Origin of the sequence: Natrinema halophilum, assembly GCF_013402815.2 — an archaeon.
In the GTDB taxonomy this organism is placed as follows: Archaea; Halobacteriota; Halobacteria; order Halobacteriales; family Natrialbaceae; genus Natrinema; species Natrinema halophilum.
The window spans coordinates 1,034,912-1,048,352 of record NZ_CP058601.1 but is presented as its reverse complement, the minus strand read 5'-3'; the positions used below and the strand labels follow the sequence as shown (position 1 = coordinate 1,048,352).

The following is a 13,441-nucleotide window of genomic DNA, read 5'->3' as shown; positions in this document are numbered from 1 at the left end:
AAAGGACTACAGATCGGACCCGCCGCCTTCTTGCGATATACCATGGAAAGATATATATGCTTTGGGTGCTTACCTTGGGTTAGTTACAGCATGACTCTCGAACAATTCACCCGCGAAGATGGGCAGTTGGCCCGTCGGTACGACTACGACGACGGCACGGTGTTTGCCGTTGACTTCGGTACCGACGGGACCAACGCCACGGTCGATCTCGTCGACGACACCGTCATCGTCGTCCTCGAGGACGACCAGTACGAGATCGAACTCCCCAAAACTGGTGAGGACGCGCACACGTTTATCAAAAACGGCGTCCTCACTATCGAACTGGAGGAGAAACGATGAAACTCACCGTCAAACCCCTGAAACAGAAAGACGCGGGTCGCGGTCTGGCTGCAATCGACCGCGTCTCGATGAACGAACTCGATCTAGAGAACGGGGACTACATAGTCATCGACGGAAAGGGCGACGGACAGGCCGTTGCACGCGTCTGGCCTGGTTACCCCGAGGACGAAGGCCGGGGAATCGTCCGGATCGACGGCCGCCTGCGTCAGGAAGCCAACGTCGGGATCGACGACACCGTCACGGTCGAACCAGCCGACGTCAAGCCCGCGAAGTCGGTAACCGTCGCGCTTCCGCAGAACCTGCGGATTCGCGGTGATATCGGTCCCCTCGTTCGCGACAAGCTGAGCGGTCAGGCCGTCACCGAAGGCCAGACGGTGCCGTTCTCGCTTTCGTTCGGGCCGATGGCCAGTTCCGGCCAATCAGTCCCGCTGAAGATCGCTAACACGTCGCCAAGCGGGACGGTCGTCATTACAGATTCGACGAACATCGAAATCTCCGAAACGCCGGCCGAGCAGGTCAGTTCCAGCGGTGGACGGTCCGCCGAAGGCGTCCCGAACGTCACCTACGAGGACATCGGCGGCTTGGACGACGAACTCGACCAGGTGCGCGAGATGATCGAGTTGCCGATGCGCCACCCCGAGCTGTTCCAGCAACTGGGAATCGAGCCGCCGAAGGGCGTCCTCCTGCACGGCCCGCCGGGCACCGGAAAGACCCTGATGGCAAAGGCCGTCGCCAACGAAATCGATGCTCACTTCGAAACGATCTCCGGTCCGGAGATCATGTCGAAGTACTACGGAGAGAGCGAAGAACAACTCCGTGAAGTCTTCGAGGAGGCCGAAGAGAACGCGCCCGCAATCGTCTTCATTGACGAACTCGACTCCATTGCCGCCAAACGAGAGGAGGCCGGTGGCGACGTCGAACGACGTGTCGTCGCCCAGTTGCTCTCACTGATGGACGGCCTCGAGGAACGAGGGCGAGTCACGGTCATCGCCGCAACCAACCGCGTCGACGCAATCGATCCCGCACTCCGACGCGGCGGGCGCTTCGACCGCGAAATCGAGATCGGCGTTCCCGACAAGGAGGGCCGAAAGGAAATCCTGCAGGTTCACACCCGCGGAATGCCGCTCTCGGAGTCGATCGATCTCGAACAGTACGCCGAAAACACGCACGGCTTCGTGGGTGCCGACCTCGAATCGCTGGCTCGCGAAAGCGCGATGAACGCGCTCCGTCGGATCCGTCCCGAGCTCGACCTCGAGTCCGAGGAGATCGATGCCGACGTCCTGGAGTCACTAGAGGTGAACGAAGCCGACGTCAAGGAGGCACTCAAGGGTATCCAGCCATCTGCGCTTCGTGAGGTCTTCGTCGAAGTGCCGGACGTCACCTGGAACGACGTCGGTGGACTCGAAGACACCAAAGAGCGCCTCCGCGAGACGATCCAGTGGCCGCTCGATTACCCCGACGTGTTCGAGGCGATGGACATGCAGGCCGCCAAGGGTGTCCTCATGTACGGACCGCCTGGCACCGGGAAGACGCTGCTGGCAAAGGCAGTCGCCAACGAAGCCCAGTCGAACTTCATCTCGATCAAGGGCCCCGAACTGCTGAACAAATACGTCGGAGAGAGCGAGAAGGGCGTTCGCGAGGTCTTCGAGAAGGCTCGCGAGAACGCCCCGACCGTGATCTTCTTCGACGAGATCGACTCGATCGCGGGCGAACGCGGTCAGCGTCAGGGTGATTCCGGCGTCGGCGAACGCGTCGTCTCCCAGCTGTTGACCGAACTCGACGGGCTCGAGGAACTCGAGGACGTCGTCGTGATCGCGACGACCAACCGCCCGGACCTGATCGACAGCGCCCTGTTGCGACCAGGTCGGCTCGACCGCCACGTCCACGTGCCGGTTCCCGACGAGGGTGGCCGCAAAAAGATCTTCGAGGTCCACACCCGCAACAAGCCTCTGGCCGAGGCGGTCGACCTCGAATGGCTCGCGAGCGAGACGGATGGCTACGTCGGTGCTGACATCGAAGCGGTCGCTCGCGAGGCATCGATGGCAGCCAGTCGCGAGTTCATCAACTCGGTCGATCCCGAGGAGATGGACGACACCATCGGCAACGTTCGCATCGGGAAAGAACACTTCGAGCACGCACTCAACGAAGTCAATCCGAGCGTGACTCCCGAGACGCGAGAGCAGTACGAAGAACTCGAAGAGGAGTTTCAGCAGGCCGAACCCACTGGCGAAGAACAGGTCGGTCGAACCTTCCAGTAAGGTCGCCACCTCCGGTTTCGTCGTTTGGCGTTTCTGTTTTCGATCGATTTGCGGCTGCGGAACTACCTAAAACTGTATACACATCCATCGCACAGCCGTCGTGCAATCGGGTATGTTCCGACTGTCAGTAGCACCTCTATCGGCAACCGCCAACGGTCACTCGAGCGCGTCACGAAACCGGTTCGATGAGGTCGTGACTCATCCCAGCCGATTTCTACTGTTTCATCCCGACCGAGGCCGTATTGAGGCCGCTCGAGGACCAAATGGACGAGCAGTCTTAGAGGGTGACGTCGACAGGATCGAGGTCGGCGAGGATTTCCTCGGCGTGACCGTCGGGCGAGACGTCCTCGTAAACCGCTTCGATCTGACCGGCCGGTCCGACGAGGTACGTGTTTCGAAAGACTCCATCGAACGTCGTGCCGAACATCCGTTTTTCGCCGTACGATTCGTACAGCGTGGCGACTTCGCCGAATTCGTCGGCGAGCAGATCGAACTGGAAGTCGTAGTCCGCCGCGAAGTCGGCGATGTCGTCGACGGAATCGTCGCTAATGCCGACGATACTCACATCGAGAGATGCGAATTCGGACAGTGAGTCGTCAAATCCGCAGGCCTCGGCGGTGCAGCCGTCCGTGTTCGCCCGGGGATAGAAATATACGACGAGTCGCTTGCCGTCGAAGTCAGAGCGGCGAACCGTTTCGCCGTGTTGGTTCGGCAGTTCGAATTCTGGTGCTTCGTCACCGACGTCGAGCATGCACGCCAGTTAGCGACAGGTATTGTATGCGTTACGGTTTCACACGAGAGAAGCGTCCGGTCGCGACGACGAACGGGAGTTCGACGTTCGACGGCGTCATTCGAGTCGTTCAGCCGCTTCCCGGTCGACGAGAGGAGCGGCATTTTGTTCGGGCAGCGTAACGACATCGTCGCTGGTCAGGGTATATTCGCGGTCGTCAACGCCGAGAATCGAACCGATGTCGCTGGTGATCCTGACTGTGGTTCGGTCGACGTCTGCGGTGACGGTATTCGCACCATCGTTGGCTCCCGCATCCGCGCCCGGTCCAGGGTCGGCTCCGTGACTTGCCGACTCGGAACTGGTATCGGAGATAGGCGTGGCGTTCGTTTGGTCCGGTTCGCCCGAGTTCTCGTTTCCTGCTTTCGTCGGCTGAGTATTGTGGGAGGTCGAAGTGGCCTCGTCACGCCCGGCCGCGTTGTCGTCTGCTTCATCGACTGCCGATCCGCTCTCGCCCATGACATCCGCGGGGGAAACACCACTCGAGTCGTCCGACACCGTTTCCGATCCCGGCTCGGTCATCTCGTCCTTCGTTCGACCGGTATCCGCCGGACGGTGGTCGGGCGGTGGTTGCGGGGCGTCGTCCGAGGAATGCTGATCGGGAGCCGCATCCGCGGCGTGGATGGTAGAATCCTCCGACTCCGCTGTACGAGGCGAGTCGGTCTCGGTAGCACTCGATGCTACGGCCGTATCGTCGACGTTTTCGAGAACGTCGAGTACACGGTTCTTGTTCGAGCCGATGCGATCGACGAGATCCTCGAACAGATCTCCTTCTTCGGCCGTTAGACCCTCATCATTGGCTGCCATCCCGGCCGCGGCGAGACTGGCCTGTTTGACGAGCTTTCCCATTCTGCGCTCGTAAACCGCTTCGACGACGTCTTTTGCGGTTTCGATTTCGTCTGTCAGTCGACTGACTTCCGGAGAGGAAAAGGGGTCGTCGGCTTGCTCGGCGACGCGATCGCGTTCGGTCTCGAGGCTAGCGATGTACTCGCCGACCTCCTGATAGAACGTAGGGCGCAAATTCTGGAGGCTATCCTTCTGGCGCTCCTTGCTCTGGATCGAACGCAATTCGTCTAGATTCATTCTTTTTCCTTTTCTGCGCGGCCGCGTGCCATCAGAAACACGGCAACGTACTCCTGTAGTGACTGGTTGCCTTCCTGGACCGTAAAGCTATCTCCTCCCAGTTCGATCTCGCCCCCCTCGACCACGTCGACTGTAATCTCGTGACCGCGAAACGTCTCGGGAACGGCATCGACGAGTGGATCGAACGCATCGAGTTCGTCGCGATCGAGCCGTACGGTCCGAAGCCCGCTCCCGCCGTGGAGGCTGCCCGGCAATCGGATGAGGCGGTTCGTGTCGGTAGTGACCGGCTCGTCGATAGGGGCATTGTCCCGCTCAACGGCCAGGTTCGAAAACCGCTCGGCGAGTTGTGCGATCGCGGTGTGAACGGTGACGTTGCCCGCCTCGAGCTGCTCTCGATTGTTGCGGGCCGCATTCAGCGTTGCTGTGGCTTTCCCCTCACCGATGCCGTCGAATTCCTGTAAGCGCTCGAGAGCCACGTCTTCGTCTAGTTCGAGCAGGTTGTCGACGTACTCCATGAAGTGCTCGTGGGTTCGGGCACCCCAGCCGCCTTCGGTTTGGAGAATACGACGCTCAGCCGGGGTCTTACGACCCACACCGACCACCGTCTCGCTCTCGATCAGTTCGTCGAATTCGAGGCCGATACCGCGGACGTAATCGACGATCTCTCGCCGGTGCTCCCGCTCGAGGCGGGAAACACCGTCGTCGCGAACGTGTACGTGGTAGCCCCGGCCGCCCGAAAAGACGATCTCGAGGTCGTCGAAGCCGAAGTCGTTCTCGAGGAAATCGAGCAGCCGAAAGAGGGCGTCCTTGCACTTCGCGAGCATCTCCGCGTAGCTGTCCTCGCCGAGCGTGACGGTCGGCAGGTGATCCGCGTCCAGGTCGAAGACGAGATCCGCGGATTGCCAGTCTTTGGCGTGCATCGAGCTCGCGCCGGGATCGCGAAAGTGTCCCGCGGAGAAGTAGACGTGTCGCGGCCGCTTCCTGACGAGAAACTCCGAGAGATCGCCTAACTCGAGCAGCGATCGATGACGGACCATCGTCGTGTCGGGACCGTCGGTCCAGGGAATGAACCCCCACTCGCGTTCGTTGGCGGCTGGTGGCGGTGTGATCTCTGTCCGTCGATAGTGATCGCGAAACCGCCCCCGAAGGTAGGCCCTCGTTCGCTCCTCCATGCGCCTCGAGTAGTCGTCGGTGGGGGTCTATAATCCTGCCGAAAGGAATGACGGTCGACGTCCGTGTGAATGTAACTGCGAGCGTAGCGGGCTGTCTCGTTTTCGGTCGGGGAGGAGACGCCTCACCGGCGGATCAGATCCGTGATCCGGTCGGCGATACCGACGTCGGCACCGAGTTTCAGGTAGTAGGCATCGCCGCCGTCTTCGTAATAATTGTCGATTCTGCGCTTTATCTCGAAGCCGAGGTGCTCGTAGAACTGGAGGGCGTTCTCGTTGGTCGTCCGGGCGTGACACGTGATCGCATCGTGATCTTCCGCCACGTGAGCGATGAGACGTTTGCCGATCCCTTCGCTTCGGTAGTCGGGAGCCACTGCCAGAAAGAGCAAATATCCGTCGCGACGGACGGCGGCGAATCCGATGAGGTCCCCCTTCTGGACGTAACAGTGTACCGTCGACCGGCGATATGCGTCGGTAAAGAAATCGTGCCGCTGTTTGAGTACACCTTCCTGACGGTTTATCTCCTCTTTCAGCTGCCAGGCTTCGTCGACGAAATCGTCGCTCCCCGGGGCGACGACGCGACTGTCGATGTTGACGCTCACTATCACAGCATACCAGCGACGTCAATATAATTCCACCGGCACATGTGGCTCTGTAACGTCAGACGGTAATAATGAGTGTCCGGTATTCCGATCCAGTATCAATCCGACATTCGACGGCGGCTCCGAAACGGGAAACCGAAACGACGGGCATAGGATCACCGACGACGAAGGACTCAAAAATGAACTTCGAACTGCGCGACCACACGGCTGACATCGCGGTCTCGGCGACCGGCGATTCGCTCGAGGCGATATTCGGGGCCGTGGCGGATGGTCTCGCGGCGGCATCGTGCGGGGAGATACCCGGCGATACGGGTGAGCGCTTTTCACTCGCTGTGAGCGCGGAGCGCCGCGACGCCTTACTGTTCGACTATCTCGACGAACTGATCTATTTGCGGGACGTCCGCGTGGAACTTCCCGTCGATCACCGCGTCGAGTCGGTGGAGCGGGTCGAGTCGGCCGACGGTTCGCCGGAGTGGCACCTCGAGGCCAGCGCCCGCGGCGTCCCGCTCGCAGCCATCGACGCTCGCGAAGTAAAGGCCGTGACTTACTCTGAAATGCAACTCGAGCGTATCGACGGGAGCTGGGAAGCGTACGTCGTCTTCGACGTGTGAGGTCGAGAGGAGAGACGAACATCTTTCATCGCTGGAGTCCGACTTTGAGGTATGACTACCTTCGACGCCAACGGTATCTCGCTCGAGCGGGTACGCGAATACGTCTGGGAGATCCCACAACGAGACGGGATGCGCGCCCCAGCGCGGGTGCTTGCGAGTGAAGCGTTGCTCGAGGAGATCGCGGACGACAAGACGCTCGAGCAGATCACGAACACGACCCACCTACCAGGGATAACGAAACACGCGATCTGCATGCCCGACGGCCATCAGGGATACGGGTTTCCGGTCGGCGGAGTGGGGGCGCTTGACGCCCAAAACGGCTGTATTTCGCCGGGAGCAGTCGGCTACGACATCAATTGCGGCGTCAGGATGATGCGGACGAACCTGACGTACGACGAGTTGCAGGGCCGCGAGGAGGAACTCGTCGATTCCCTGTTTACCAACATTCCGTCGGGCCTGGGTGGCGGTGGCGTCGTCGAAGCCGGCGTCGACACCGTCGACGAAATTCTCGCCCGCGGCGTCGACTGGGCGCTGGAGAACGGCCACGCCGTCGAGGACGACCTCCTCCACTGCGAGGACGAGGGCATGCGCGAGGGGGCCGATCCGTCGAAAGTGAGTCAAAAGGCCAAAGATCGCGGAAAGAATCAGATCGGTTCGCTGGGATCGGGCAACCACTTCCTCGAGGTCCAGCGGGTCACCGACGTCTTCGACGACGAGGTGGGTGAGGCGTTCGGACTCGAGGAAGAGCAGATCGTCGTGTTGATTCACTGTGGGTCACGCGGACTCGGCCACCAGACCTGCAATGACTACTTGCGAAAGATCGAGCAGCAACATCAGGGGCTGTTGAATAAACTACCGGACAAAGAACTCGCTGCTGCCCCAGCCGGGTCCCAGCTCGCCGAGGACTATTACGGCGCGATGAACGCGGCGATTAACTTCGCGTGGGTCAACCGCCAGCTGATCATGCATCGCACGCGCCAGGTCTTCGAGCGCGTGTTTGGCCGTTCCTGGGAGGAGATGGACATGCACTTGCTGTACGACGTAGCCCACAACATCGCCAAAAAGGAGATGCACACAGTCGGCGACGAAAAGCGCGAACTGTACGTCCACCGCAAGGGCGCGACACGGGCGTTTCCGGCCGGCCATCCCGAGGTCCCGATGGCCTATCGCGACGTCGGTCAACCGGTTATCATCCCCGGCAGCATGGGGTCCGGCAGTTACGTCCTCCGAGGCGGGGAAAACTCGATGGACCTCACCTTTGGCTCGACCGCCCACGGGGCGGGACGACTCATGAGCCGCACGCAGGCGAAAAAGGAGTACTGGGGCGGTGACGTGAAACAGCAGTTACAAGACCGGAATCAGATCTACGTCAAAGCCCAGTCCGGCGCGACGGTCGCCGAGGAAGCACCGGGCGTCTACAAGGACGTCGACGAGGTCGTCCGCGTCTCCGACGAGCTGGGTATCGGCGATACGGTCGCGCGAACGTTCCCGGTCTGTAACATCAAAGGATAAGTGACATCTGCGGTCCGACACAACGGGACCGGATCTACTCGACGTTCGGCTTGCGCTTACTTCAACCGATACGGACTTTCGTCGTCGTCATCGTCGTCGCTTTCGTACGGTTTTCGAGCGGTGATCGTCACCGTCGCTTCCGGATCGTCCTCGTCGGCCCACGGGCTGTCGTAGGCCGATATCTCGAGGTCGGTGACGTCCCAACCTTCCTCCTCGATGATCTCTACGAGGCGACGCTGGTCTGCGAGCATATCCTCGTCCATGGTGGCACGTTCGAGATTGATCAGGGTAGGTCTTCCGTCCTCCCTTATCGTATCACAGGAAGGAAACGGGTCCGTTGTGCCGTTCATCGGTGTCGATTCGGCGTTCGCTGCTCGACTTACCGATGTCGGTTCATTCTCCTTCGTCCGACTCACCGATGTCGGTTCATTCTCCTTCGTCCGACTCACCGATGTCGGTTTATTCCCCTTCGTCCGACTCACCGATGTCGATTACTTCCTCGACGAGCGCGCGGTGTGCTCGTCGAAGCCGCTCGGAAAGCGCCTGATGAGAGATTTCGAGCTCGCCAGATAGCTCGTCCATGTCCATCCCGCGGGGAATCTCGTAATACCCGCTTTCGAGGGCTGCGACCAGTGTCTCGTACTGAGCATCGGTAAGGCCGAACCGACCGTGGCGGTTCTCTTCCAACTGGTGAATCTTGTGGATCTCGATGCCAAGCCCCTGCTCGGATGCGAAATCGTAGGTCCGAGAGAGCGCTTCCCGCTCGGGAAAGAGAACCCGAAACCGCCACCGTTTGGTCTTGACGTGCGCGTCGAGAACCGTCGCTTGCTCCTCGGTCAACAGGTGGAGTATCACGGTGACGTCGTCTACCCAGTTCATTCGATATAACCGCTCGTCGTCGAGGTCCGTGAGCTGTTCGGCCTCTTCGACGCTAGGGTCGTTCGCTAGCGCATCGCCGAGTGTTTCAAGCGTCTCCCCCGTCCCGGAAAACCAGACGTACGGCATAACGTGATCCGGATCGTACGCGACGACGCGTTCGATCTCCACGTCGAGGTCGTCGGTCGCCTCGAGCGTGTGCCGGAGTGCGAACTCGGCAGCAGGGACCGCGAACTCCGCGATCGTACTCATGTCGGACGGTATCACGTCGACGACCAAGAGTCCCGGACCTCGTCCGTCCGCGACCGGTGGACGATCAGCTTCATGACTGCGAGCTGTCAGCAGACGAAACCGATTTCGGTTACGGAAGATCGAATAAGCCGGCGCGTTTAAGCGGATCCGGCTGCAAACCGGTGCCATGCTCACCGACGAGTTCGGGCGCGAGGTAACGGGGGTTCGCGTTTCTCTCACCGATCGGTGTAACTTCGATTGCGTCTACTGCCACAACGAAGGCCTCGGCGACACCCGGGGGCCGATGGACCCCCAAGACGACGAGATGGGCGCGGACGACGTCGTTCGCTTTCTCGAAGTTGCAGCCGAGTTCGGCGTTGACTCGGTCAAGTTCACCGGCGGAGAGCCGATGCTTCGACAGGACTTAGAGGAAATAATTAGACGCACTCCCGACCAGATGGAGGTCTCTCTGACGACCAACGGCACGTTTCTCCCCGGGCGCGCCGAGGCGCTCGTCGACGCCGGTCTCGAACGAGTCAACGTCTCGCAGGACGCGCTCGATCCACAGGATTTCGCCGAGATCACCAAGAGTGGGGCGTACGAGAAGGTCATAGAGGGGGTCGACGCCGCGCTCGAATCGGGTCTCACGCCGGTCAAACTCAATATGGTCGTCTTCGAACACACCGCCGGTTACGTCCCGGAGATGGTCGACCACGTCGCCGAGAACGAGGGCCTCCAGCTTCAGTTGATCGAGTATATGCCCGAACTGACCGGCAAGCCGGAGTGGAATATCGACATCGAGCGCGTTCACGACTGGCTAGCCGAGAAGGCGGACGATATCGAACACAGAGAGATGCACGACCGAAAGCGTTACTGGATAAACGGCGGGATGGTCGAAATCGTCGACCCCGTCGAGAATCCGACGTTTTGCGCGAACTGTCACCGAGTTCGCGTTACCCACGAAGGGTATCTGAAAGGCTGTCTCAACCGCAACGACGACCTCGTCTCGATGGGCGACATGGACAGGTCCGAGATTCGAGCGGCCTTCCGCGATGTCGTTGCAAACCGGGTCCCCTACTACGGCGAGTACATGATTCGAAACGACGAGGGCGAGTGGGAGATCAATGATAAGTATATCGAGGAGTACGCCGGAGCCTGACTTTCCCGTCCGTATTTCGTCCGGTGTGAATGCGCTCATCTCGGATCTATTTGGATGTACGGAACCCGGGAGAGTTTGTCCGTGATTTGGGAGTTTGTCCGTGATTGGCACGAAACATGCGCGCAGAATCCGGCCACCTTTCGTTGCGCTTAAGTAGTGCACGGGGGTAGGTTCGGGTGCGATACGTGTAGGGGAGCGATCCCCGAGTCCGAGAGGGCGACGATTGACCGACGGTGTCGTGGTAGCCAAGCGGCCCAAGGCGCATGGTTGCTAACCATGTGGCGTCAAGCCTCCGGGGTTCGAATCCCCGCCACGACGTCGGATTCAACGCTGGCGTTTTCCCGCCAGTCGACTTGCAACGCACGCAGACCAGACACAGATACACGACATATGAGCGCGGAAGAACCTCAAGAACAACAGGACGACGAAGATCTCCAGTATTTCGTCCGCATCGGGCAAACGGACCTCGATGGGACGAAATCCGTCGAGCGCTCGCTTACGGAGATGAACGGGATCGGTCGACGAACCGCCCGACTCATCGCCGCAGAAGCGGGCGTCGACCGGACGGCAACGTTCGGTCGACTCGACGACGACGTCATCGACGAGGTCGTCGAGATCGTCGAGAACTACGCCGACGAAGTTCCAAACTGGCTCAACAACCGTCAGGAGGACTTCTACAGCGGCGAAACGACCCACCAGATCGGTAACGATCTCCAGCTGACTCGCCAGCACGACATCAACCGGATGAAGATGATCGACTCCTACAAGGGGACGCGCCACAAGCGCGGCCAGAAGGTCCGCGGGCAGCGAACCAAGTCCACCGGCCGGACGGAGGGCACCATCGGAGTCAACGTCGAAGAGATCCGTGAAGAACAGGCCGAAGAAGCCGCCGCCGAAGAGGACGAGGGTGAATAATGCCACTCGGCACTGACACCAAGCAATACGAGACGCCGAACCACCCGTACCAGGGTGAACGCATCGCCTCCGAGCACTCCCTCGTCGACCGCTACGGGCTCTCGAACAAAGAAGAGCTCTGGCGTGCCCAGTCCGAACTTCGCTCCTACCGGCGCGAGGCTCGAGAACTGCTCGGCCAGGCACAGGACGACGAGATCGTCATACAGCGCTCCGAGGAGTTCCTCGGTCGACTCAAGCGCGTCGGCATTCTGGACGAAACGGACGAACTCGGCGATATCCTCTCGCTCGAAATCGAGGACATTCTCGAGCGCCGCCTGCAGACGGTCGTCTACCGGTCCGGACTGGCGAATACGACCCAACAGGCACGTCAGTTTATTACACACGGTCACGTCGTGGTCGGCGACCAGCGCCACCGCGTTCCATCCTACATCGTCGACGTCGACGAAGAGGATCTGGTGGCCTTCGACGAGAACAGCCCGCTCGCTGACGAACTCCACCCCGAACGCGCGGAGGGTCAATAACATGAGTCAGGACGACGACAAATGGGGCATCGCCCACGTACACGCATCGTTTAACAACACCGTTATGACCGTGACGGACCTCACGGGTGCGGAAACGATCGCCAAGTCCTCCGGTGGGACGGCGGTCAAGCAGAACCGAGACGAAGCGTCGCCGTACGCAGCCATGCAAATGGCCGAGTCCGTCGCCGAAGAGGTCAAAGCGGCCGGCATCACGGGGCTACACGTTCGTGTCCGCGGTCCCGGCGGCAATCTCCAGAAATCCCCCGGTCCCGGCGCGCAGGCCACGATTCGTGCGCTTGCCCGCTCGGGTATCGAGATCGGGCGCATCGAGGACGTCACGCCGATCCCCCACGACGGATCGCGCGCTCCCAAAGGCAAGGGCGGCTACTAGATCATGACTGAGGAGTACGACGTCGAGTTCGTCGAACGCGAGGATCGAGAAGCTAGATTCCTCGTTCGCGGCGTGACGCCTGCGTTCGCCAATGGCATCCGCCGAGCAATGGTCGCCGACGTGCCTACGATGGCGATCGATACCGTCCGGTTCGTCGAGAACTCGTCAGTCATGTTCGACGAGCAACTCGCACTTCGGCTCGGTCTCGTCCCATTAACGACGCCACCGGTCGGCGAATTCAGCGAGGACGACACCGTCACGCTCTCGATCGACGTCGAAGGGCCGGCCACCGCCTACTCCGGCGATCTCATCACCAGCGACGATCTCGTTCGTCCCGCAGACAAAAACGTCCCGATCATCGAACTCAAGGACGGCCAACGCCTCGAGGCCGAGGCTGACGCCGTTCTCGACCGTGGTAAAGACCACGCCAAACACCAGGGCGGGGTCGCGGTCGGGTATCAGCATCTCCAGCGCATCGAAGTCGACGGAGATCTCCCCGAGTTCGAGGAGGAGGAACGCCGGATAATCCGCGGCGTCATCGAAGACGATGGCGAACTCGTTTCCACGAACGAGTTCGATCACGACCTCTCGAATCGCTATCCGGGCAAGCAGGTCAGGGTCGAGGACGTCCCCAATGCCTTCGTCTTCCACGTGGAGACGGACGGCTCCTTTACCATCGAAGAACTGGTCACGCGAGCCGCCGAGACGCTCGAGGCGCGCGCGACTGAACTCGAAGAAGCTGTACAGTTGTAAACATGAACCGACGCCCCCGACCCGATCAGGGCACGCCGTTTGCCGGCGCCGTGAGCGACGAGACCGGCGATCGCGTACCCACTGGAATCGAAAGGGGTTTGAAGGGGCGACGGGTAGACGGAAGTGCGAGCAGGGATAGCCAAGTCAGGCCAACGGCGCAGCGTTCAGGGCGCTGTCTCGTAGGAGTCCGCAGGTTCAAATCCTGCTCCCTGCATCACTTCTCTCGAATCGATT

The 13,441-nt window shown here is 60.6% G+C and carries 15 protein-coding genes and 2 tRNA genes; 11 read left to right on the top strand and 6 right to left on the bottom strand.

Annotation, left to right across the window (positions count from 1 at the left end):
- Positions 1–90: 90 nt before the first annotated feature.
- Together HYG82_RS25865 and HYG82_RS25860 are read left to right on the top strand one after the other, a co-directional pair.
- Complete coding sequence (locus tag HYG82_RS25865) at positions 91–339, top strand: DUF7127 family protein (RefSeq protein ID WP_179259990.1); 249 nt, start codon at positions 91–93, stop codon at positions 337–339.
- Positions 336–2,597 (top strand): CDC48 family AAA ATPase, encoded by a 2,262-nt coding sequence (locus HYG82_RS25860; protein WP_179259989.1) that lies wholly within the window; start codon positions 336–338, stop codon positions 2,595–2,597. Before HYG82_RS25865 ends, HYG82_RS25860 begins: the two co-directional genes overlap by 4 nt.
- A gap of 277 nt (positions 2,598–2,874) precedes the next feature.
- Here the strand turns inward: HYG82_RS25860 and HYG82_RS25855 are convergent, their stop codons facing one another.
- The 4 genes from HYG82_RS25855 to HYG82_RS25840 form a co-directional block, all read right to left on the bottom strand.
- Positions 2,875–3,348: a peroxiredoxin gene (locus HYG82_RS25855; RefSeq protein ID WP_179259988.1), complete on the bottom strand. Its 474-nt coding sequence runs from the start codon at positions 3,346–3,348 to the stop codon at positions 2,875–2,877.
- A 96-nt stretch (positions 3,349–3,444) separates the two neighbouring features.
- Positions 3,445–4,467: a DNA replication complex subunit Gins51 gene (locus tag HYG82_RS25850; protein ID WP_179259987.1), complete on the bottom strand. Its 1,023-nt coding sequence runs from the start codon at positions 4,465–4,467 to the stop codon at positions 3,445–3,447.
- Positions 4,464–5,639 (bottom strand): DNA primase small subunit PriS, encoded by a 1,176-nt coding sequence (gene priS, locus HYG82_RS25845; RefSeq protein ID WP_179259986.1) that lies wholly within the window; start codon positions 5,637–5,639, stop codon positions 4,464–4,466. The genes HYG82_RS25850 and priS overlap by 4 nt, the downstream gene beginning before the upstream one ends.
- A 122-nt stretch (positions 5,640–5,761) precedes the next feature.
- A complete protein-coding gene (locus tag HYG82_RS25840) occupies positions 5,762–6,238 on the bottom strand; it encodes a GNAT family N-acetyltransferase (RefSeq protein WP_179259985.1) in 477 nt (158 codons plus the stop codon).
- A gap of 179 nt (positions 6,239–6,417) precedes the next feature.
- On the opposite strand from HYG82_RS25840, the gene HYG82_RS25835 reads away from it, so the two are divergent.
- Together HYG82_RS25835 and HYG82_RS25830 are read left to right on the top strand one after the other, a co-directional pair.
- Complete coding sequence (locus HYG82_RS25835) at positions 6,418–6,849, top strand: archease (RefSeq protein ID WP_179259984.1); 432 nt, start codon at positions 6,418–6,420, stop codon at positions 6,847–6,849.
- A gap of 51 nt (positions 6,850–6,900) precedes the next feature.
- Positions 6,901–8,361 (top strand): RtcB family protein, encoded by a 1,461-nt coding sequence (locus HYG82_RS25830; RefSeq protein WP_179259983.1) that lies wholly within the window; start codon positions 6,901–6,903, stop codon positions 8,359–8,361.
- 56 nt (positions 8,362–8,417) lie between these two features.
- Here HYG82_RS25830 and HYG82_RS25825 read toward each other — a convergent pair whose 3' ends face one another.
- Positions 8,418–8,624 (bottom strand): hypothetical protein, encoded by a 207-nt coding sequence (locus tag HYG82_RS25825; RefSeq protein ID WP_179259982.1) that lies wholly within the window; start codon positions 8,622–8,624, stop codon positions 8,418–8,420.
- Between the two features lie 196 nt (positions 8,625–8,820).
- Entirely contained in the window at positions 8,821–9,489 is a 669-nt protein-coding gene (locus HYG82_RS25820) for a helix-turn-helix domain-containing protein (RefSeq protein WP_179259981.1), read from the bottom strand.
- A gap of 166 nt (positions 9,490–9,655) precedes the next feature.
- On the opposite strand from HYG82_RS25820, the gene moaA reads away from it, so the two are divergent.
- The 7 genes from moaA (at position 9,656) to HYG82_RS25785 (ending at position 13,421) form a co-directional block, all read left to right on the top strand.
- Positions 9,656–10,627: a GTP 3',8-cyclase MoaA gene (gene moaA, locus HYG82_RS25815; RefSeq protein ID WP_179259980.1), complete on the top strand. Its 972-nt coding sequence runs from the start codon at positions 9,656–9,658 to the stop codon at positions 10,625–10,627.
- A gap of 235 nt (positions 10,628–10,862) precedes the next feature.
- Positions 10,863–10,945: transfer RNA gene (locus tag HYG82_RS25810), tRNA-Ser, on the top strand.
- A 72-nt stretch (positions 10,946–11,017) separates the two neighbouring features.
- Complete coding sequence (locus HYG82_RS25805) at positions 11,018–11,542, top strand: 30S ribosomal protein S13 (protein ID WP_179259979.1); 525 nt, start codon at positions 11,018–11,020, stop codon at positions 11,540–11,542.
- Positions 11,542–12,063, top strand: coding sequence for a 30S ribosomal protein S4 (locus HYG82_RS25800; RefSeq protein WP_179259978.1), 522 nt, complete (start codon positions 11,542–11,544; stop codon positions 12,061–12,063). The genes HYG82_RS25805 and HYG82_RS25800 overlap by 1 nt, the downstream gene beginning before the upstream one ends.
- A 1-nt stretch (position 12,064) precedes the next feature.
- The gene (locus HYG82_RS25795; RefSeq protein ID WP_066295959.1) at positions 12,065–12,454 is read left to right on the top strand and encodes a 30S ribosomal protein S11; all 390 of its coding nucleotides are present in this window, start codon (positions 12,065–12,067) and stop codon (positions 12,452–12,454) included.
- Positions 12,455–12,457: 3 nt separating this feature from the next.
- Positions 12,458–13,207: a DNA-directed RNA polymerase subunit D gene (locus HYG82_RS25790; RefSeq protein ID WP_179259977.1), complete on the top strand. Its 750-nt coding sequence runs from the start codon at positions 12,458–12,460 to the stop codon at positions 13,205–13,207.
- A gap of 129 nt (positions 13,208–13,336) precedes the next feature.
- Positions 13,337–13,421 (top strand) — tRNA-Leu (locus HYG82_RS25785).
- Positions 13,422–13,441: the final 20 nt, after the last annotated feature.

What these genes read in the sequence shown, in the direction of transcription:
- HYG82_RS25865 (WP_179259990.1), top strand. Translation starts at nt 91, where the DNA reads ATGACTCTCGAACAATTCACCCGCGAAGATGGGCAGTTGGCCCGTCGG.
- HYG82_RS25860 (WP_179259989.1), top strand. Translation starts at nt 336, where the DNA reads ATGAAACTCACCGTCAAACCCCTGAAACAGAAAGACGCGGGTCGCGGT.
- HYG82_RS25855 (WP_179259988.1), bottom strand. Translation starts at nt 3,348, where the DNA reads ATGCTCGACGTCGGTGACGAAGCACCAGAATTCGAACTGCCGAACCAA.
- HYG82_RS25850 (WP_179259987.1), bottom strand. Translation starts at nt 4,467, where the DNA reads ATGAATCTAGACGAATTGCGTTCGATCCAGAGCAAGGAGCGCCAGAAG.
- priS (WP_179259986.1), bottom strand. Translation starts at nt 5,639, where the DNA reads ATGGAGGAGCGAACGAGGGCCTACCTTCGGGGGCGGTTTCGCGATCAC.
- HYG82_RS25835 (WP_179259984.1), top strand. Translation starts at nt 6,418, where the DNA reads ATGAACTTCGAACTGCGCGACCACACGGCTGACATCGCGGTCTCGGCG.
- HYG82_RS25830 (WP_179259983.1), top strand. Translation starts at nt 6,901, where the DNA reads ATGACTACCTTCGACGCCAACGGTATCTCGCTCGAGCGGGTACGCGAA.
- HYG82_RS25825 (WP_179259982.1), bottom strand. Translation starts at nt 8,624, where the DNA reads ATGGACGAGGATATGCTCGCAGACCAGCGTCGCCTCGTAGAGATCATC.
- HYG82_RS25820 (WP_179259981.1), bottom strand. Translation starts at nt 9,489, where the DNA reads ATGAGTACGATCGCGGAGTTCGCGGTCCCTGCTGCCGAGTTCGCACTC.
- moaA (WP_179259980.1), top strand. Translation starts at nt 9,656, where the DNA reads ATGCTCACCGACGAGTTCGGGCGCGAGGTAACGGGGGTTCGCGTTTCT.
- HYG82_RS25805 (WP_179259979.1), top strand. Translation starts at nt 11,018, where the DNA reads ATGAGCGCGGAAGAACCTCAAGAACAACAGGACGACGAAGATCTCCAG.
- HYG82_RS25800 (WP_179259978.1), top strand. Translation starts at nt 11,542, where the DNA reads ATGCCACTCGGCACTGACACCAAGCAATACGAGACGCCGAACCACCCG.
- HYG82_RS25795 (WP_066295959.1), top strand. Translation starts at nt 12,065, where the DNA reads ATGAGTCAGGACGACGACAAATGGGGCATCGCCCACGTACACGCATCG.
- HYG82_RS25790 (WP_179259977.1), top strand. Translation starts at nt 12,458, where the DNA reads ATGACTGAGGAGTACGACGTCGAGTTCGTCGAACGCGAGGATCGAGAA.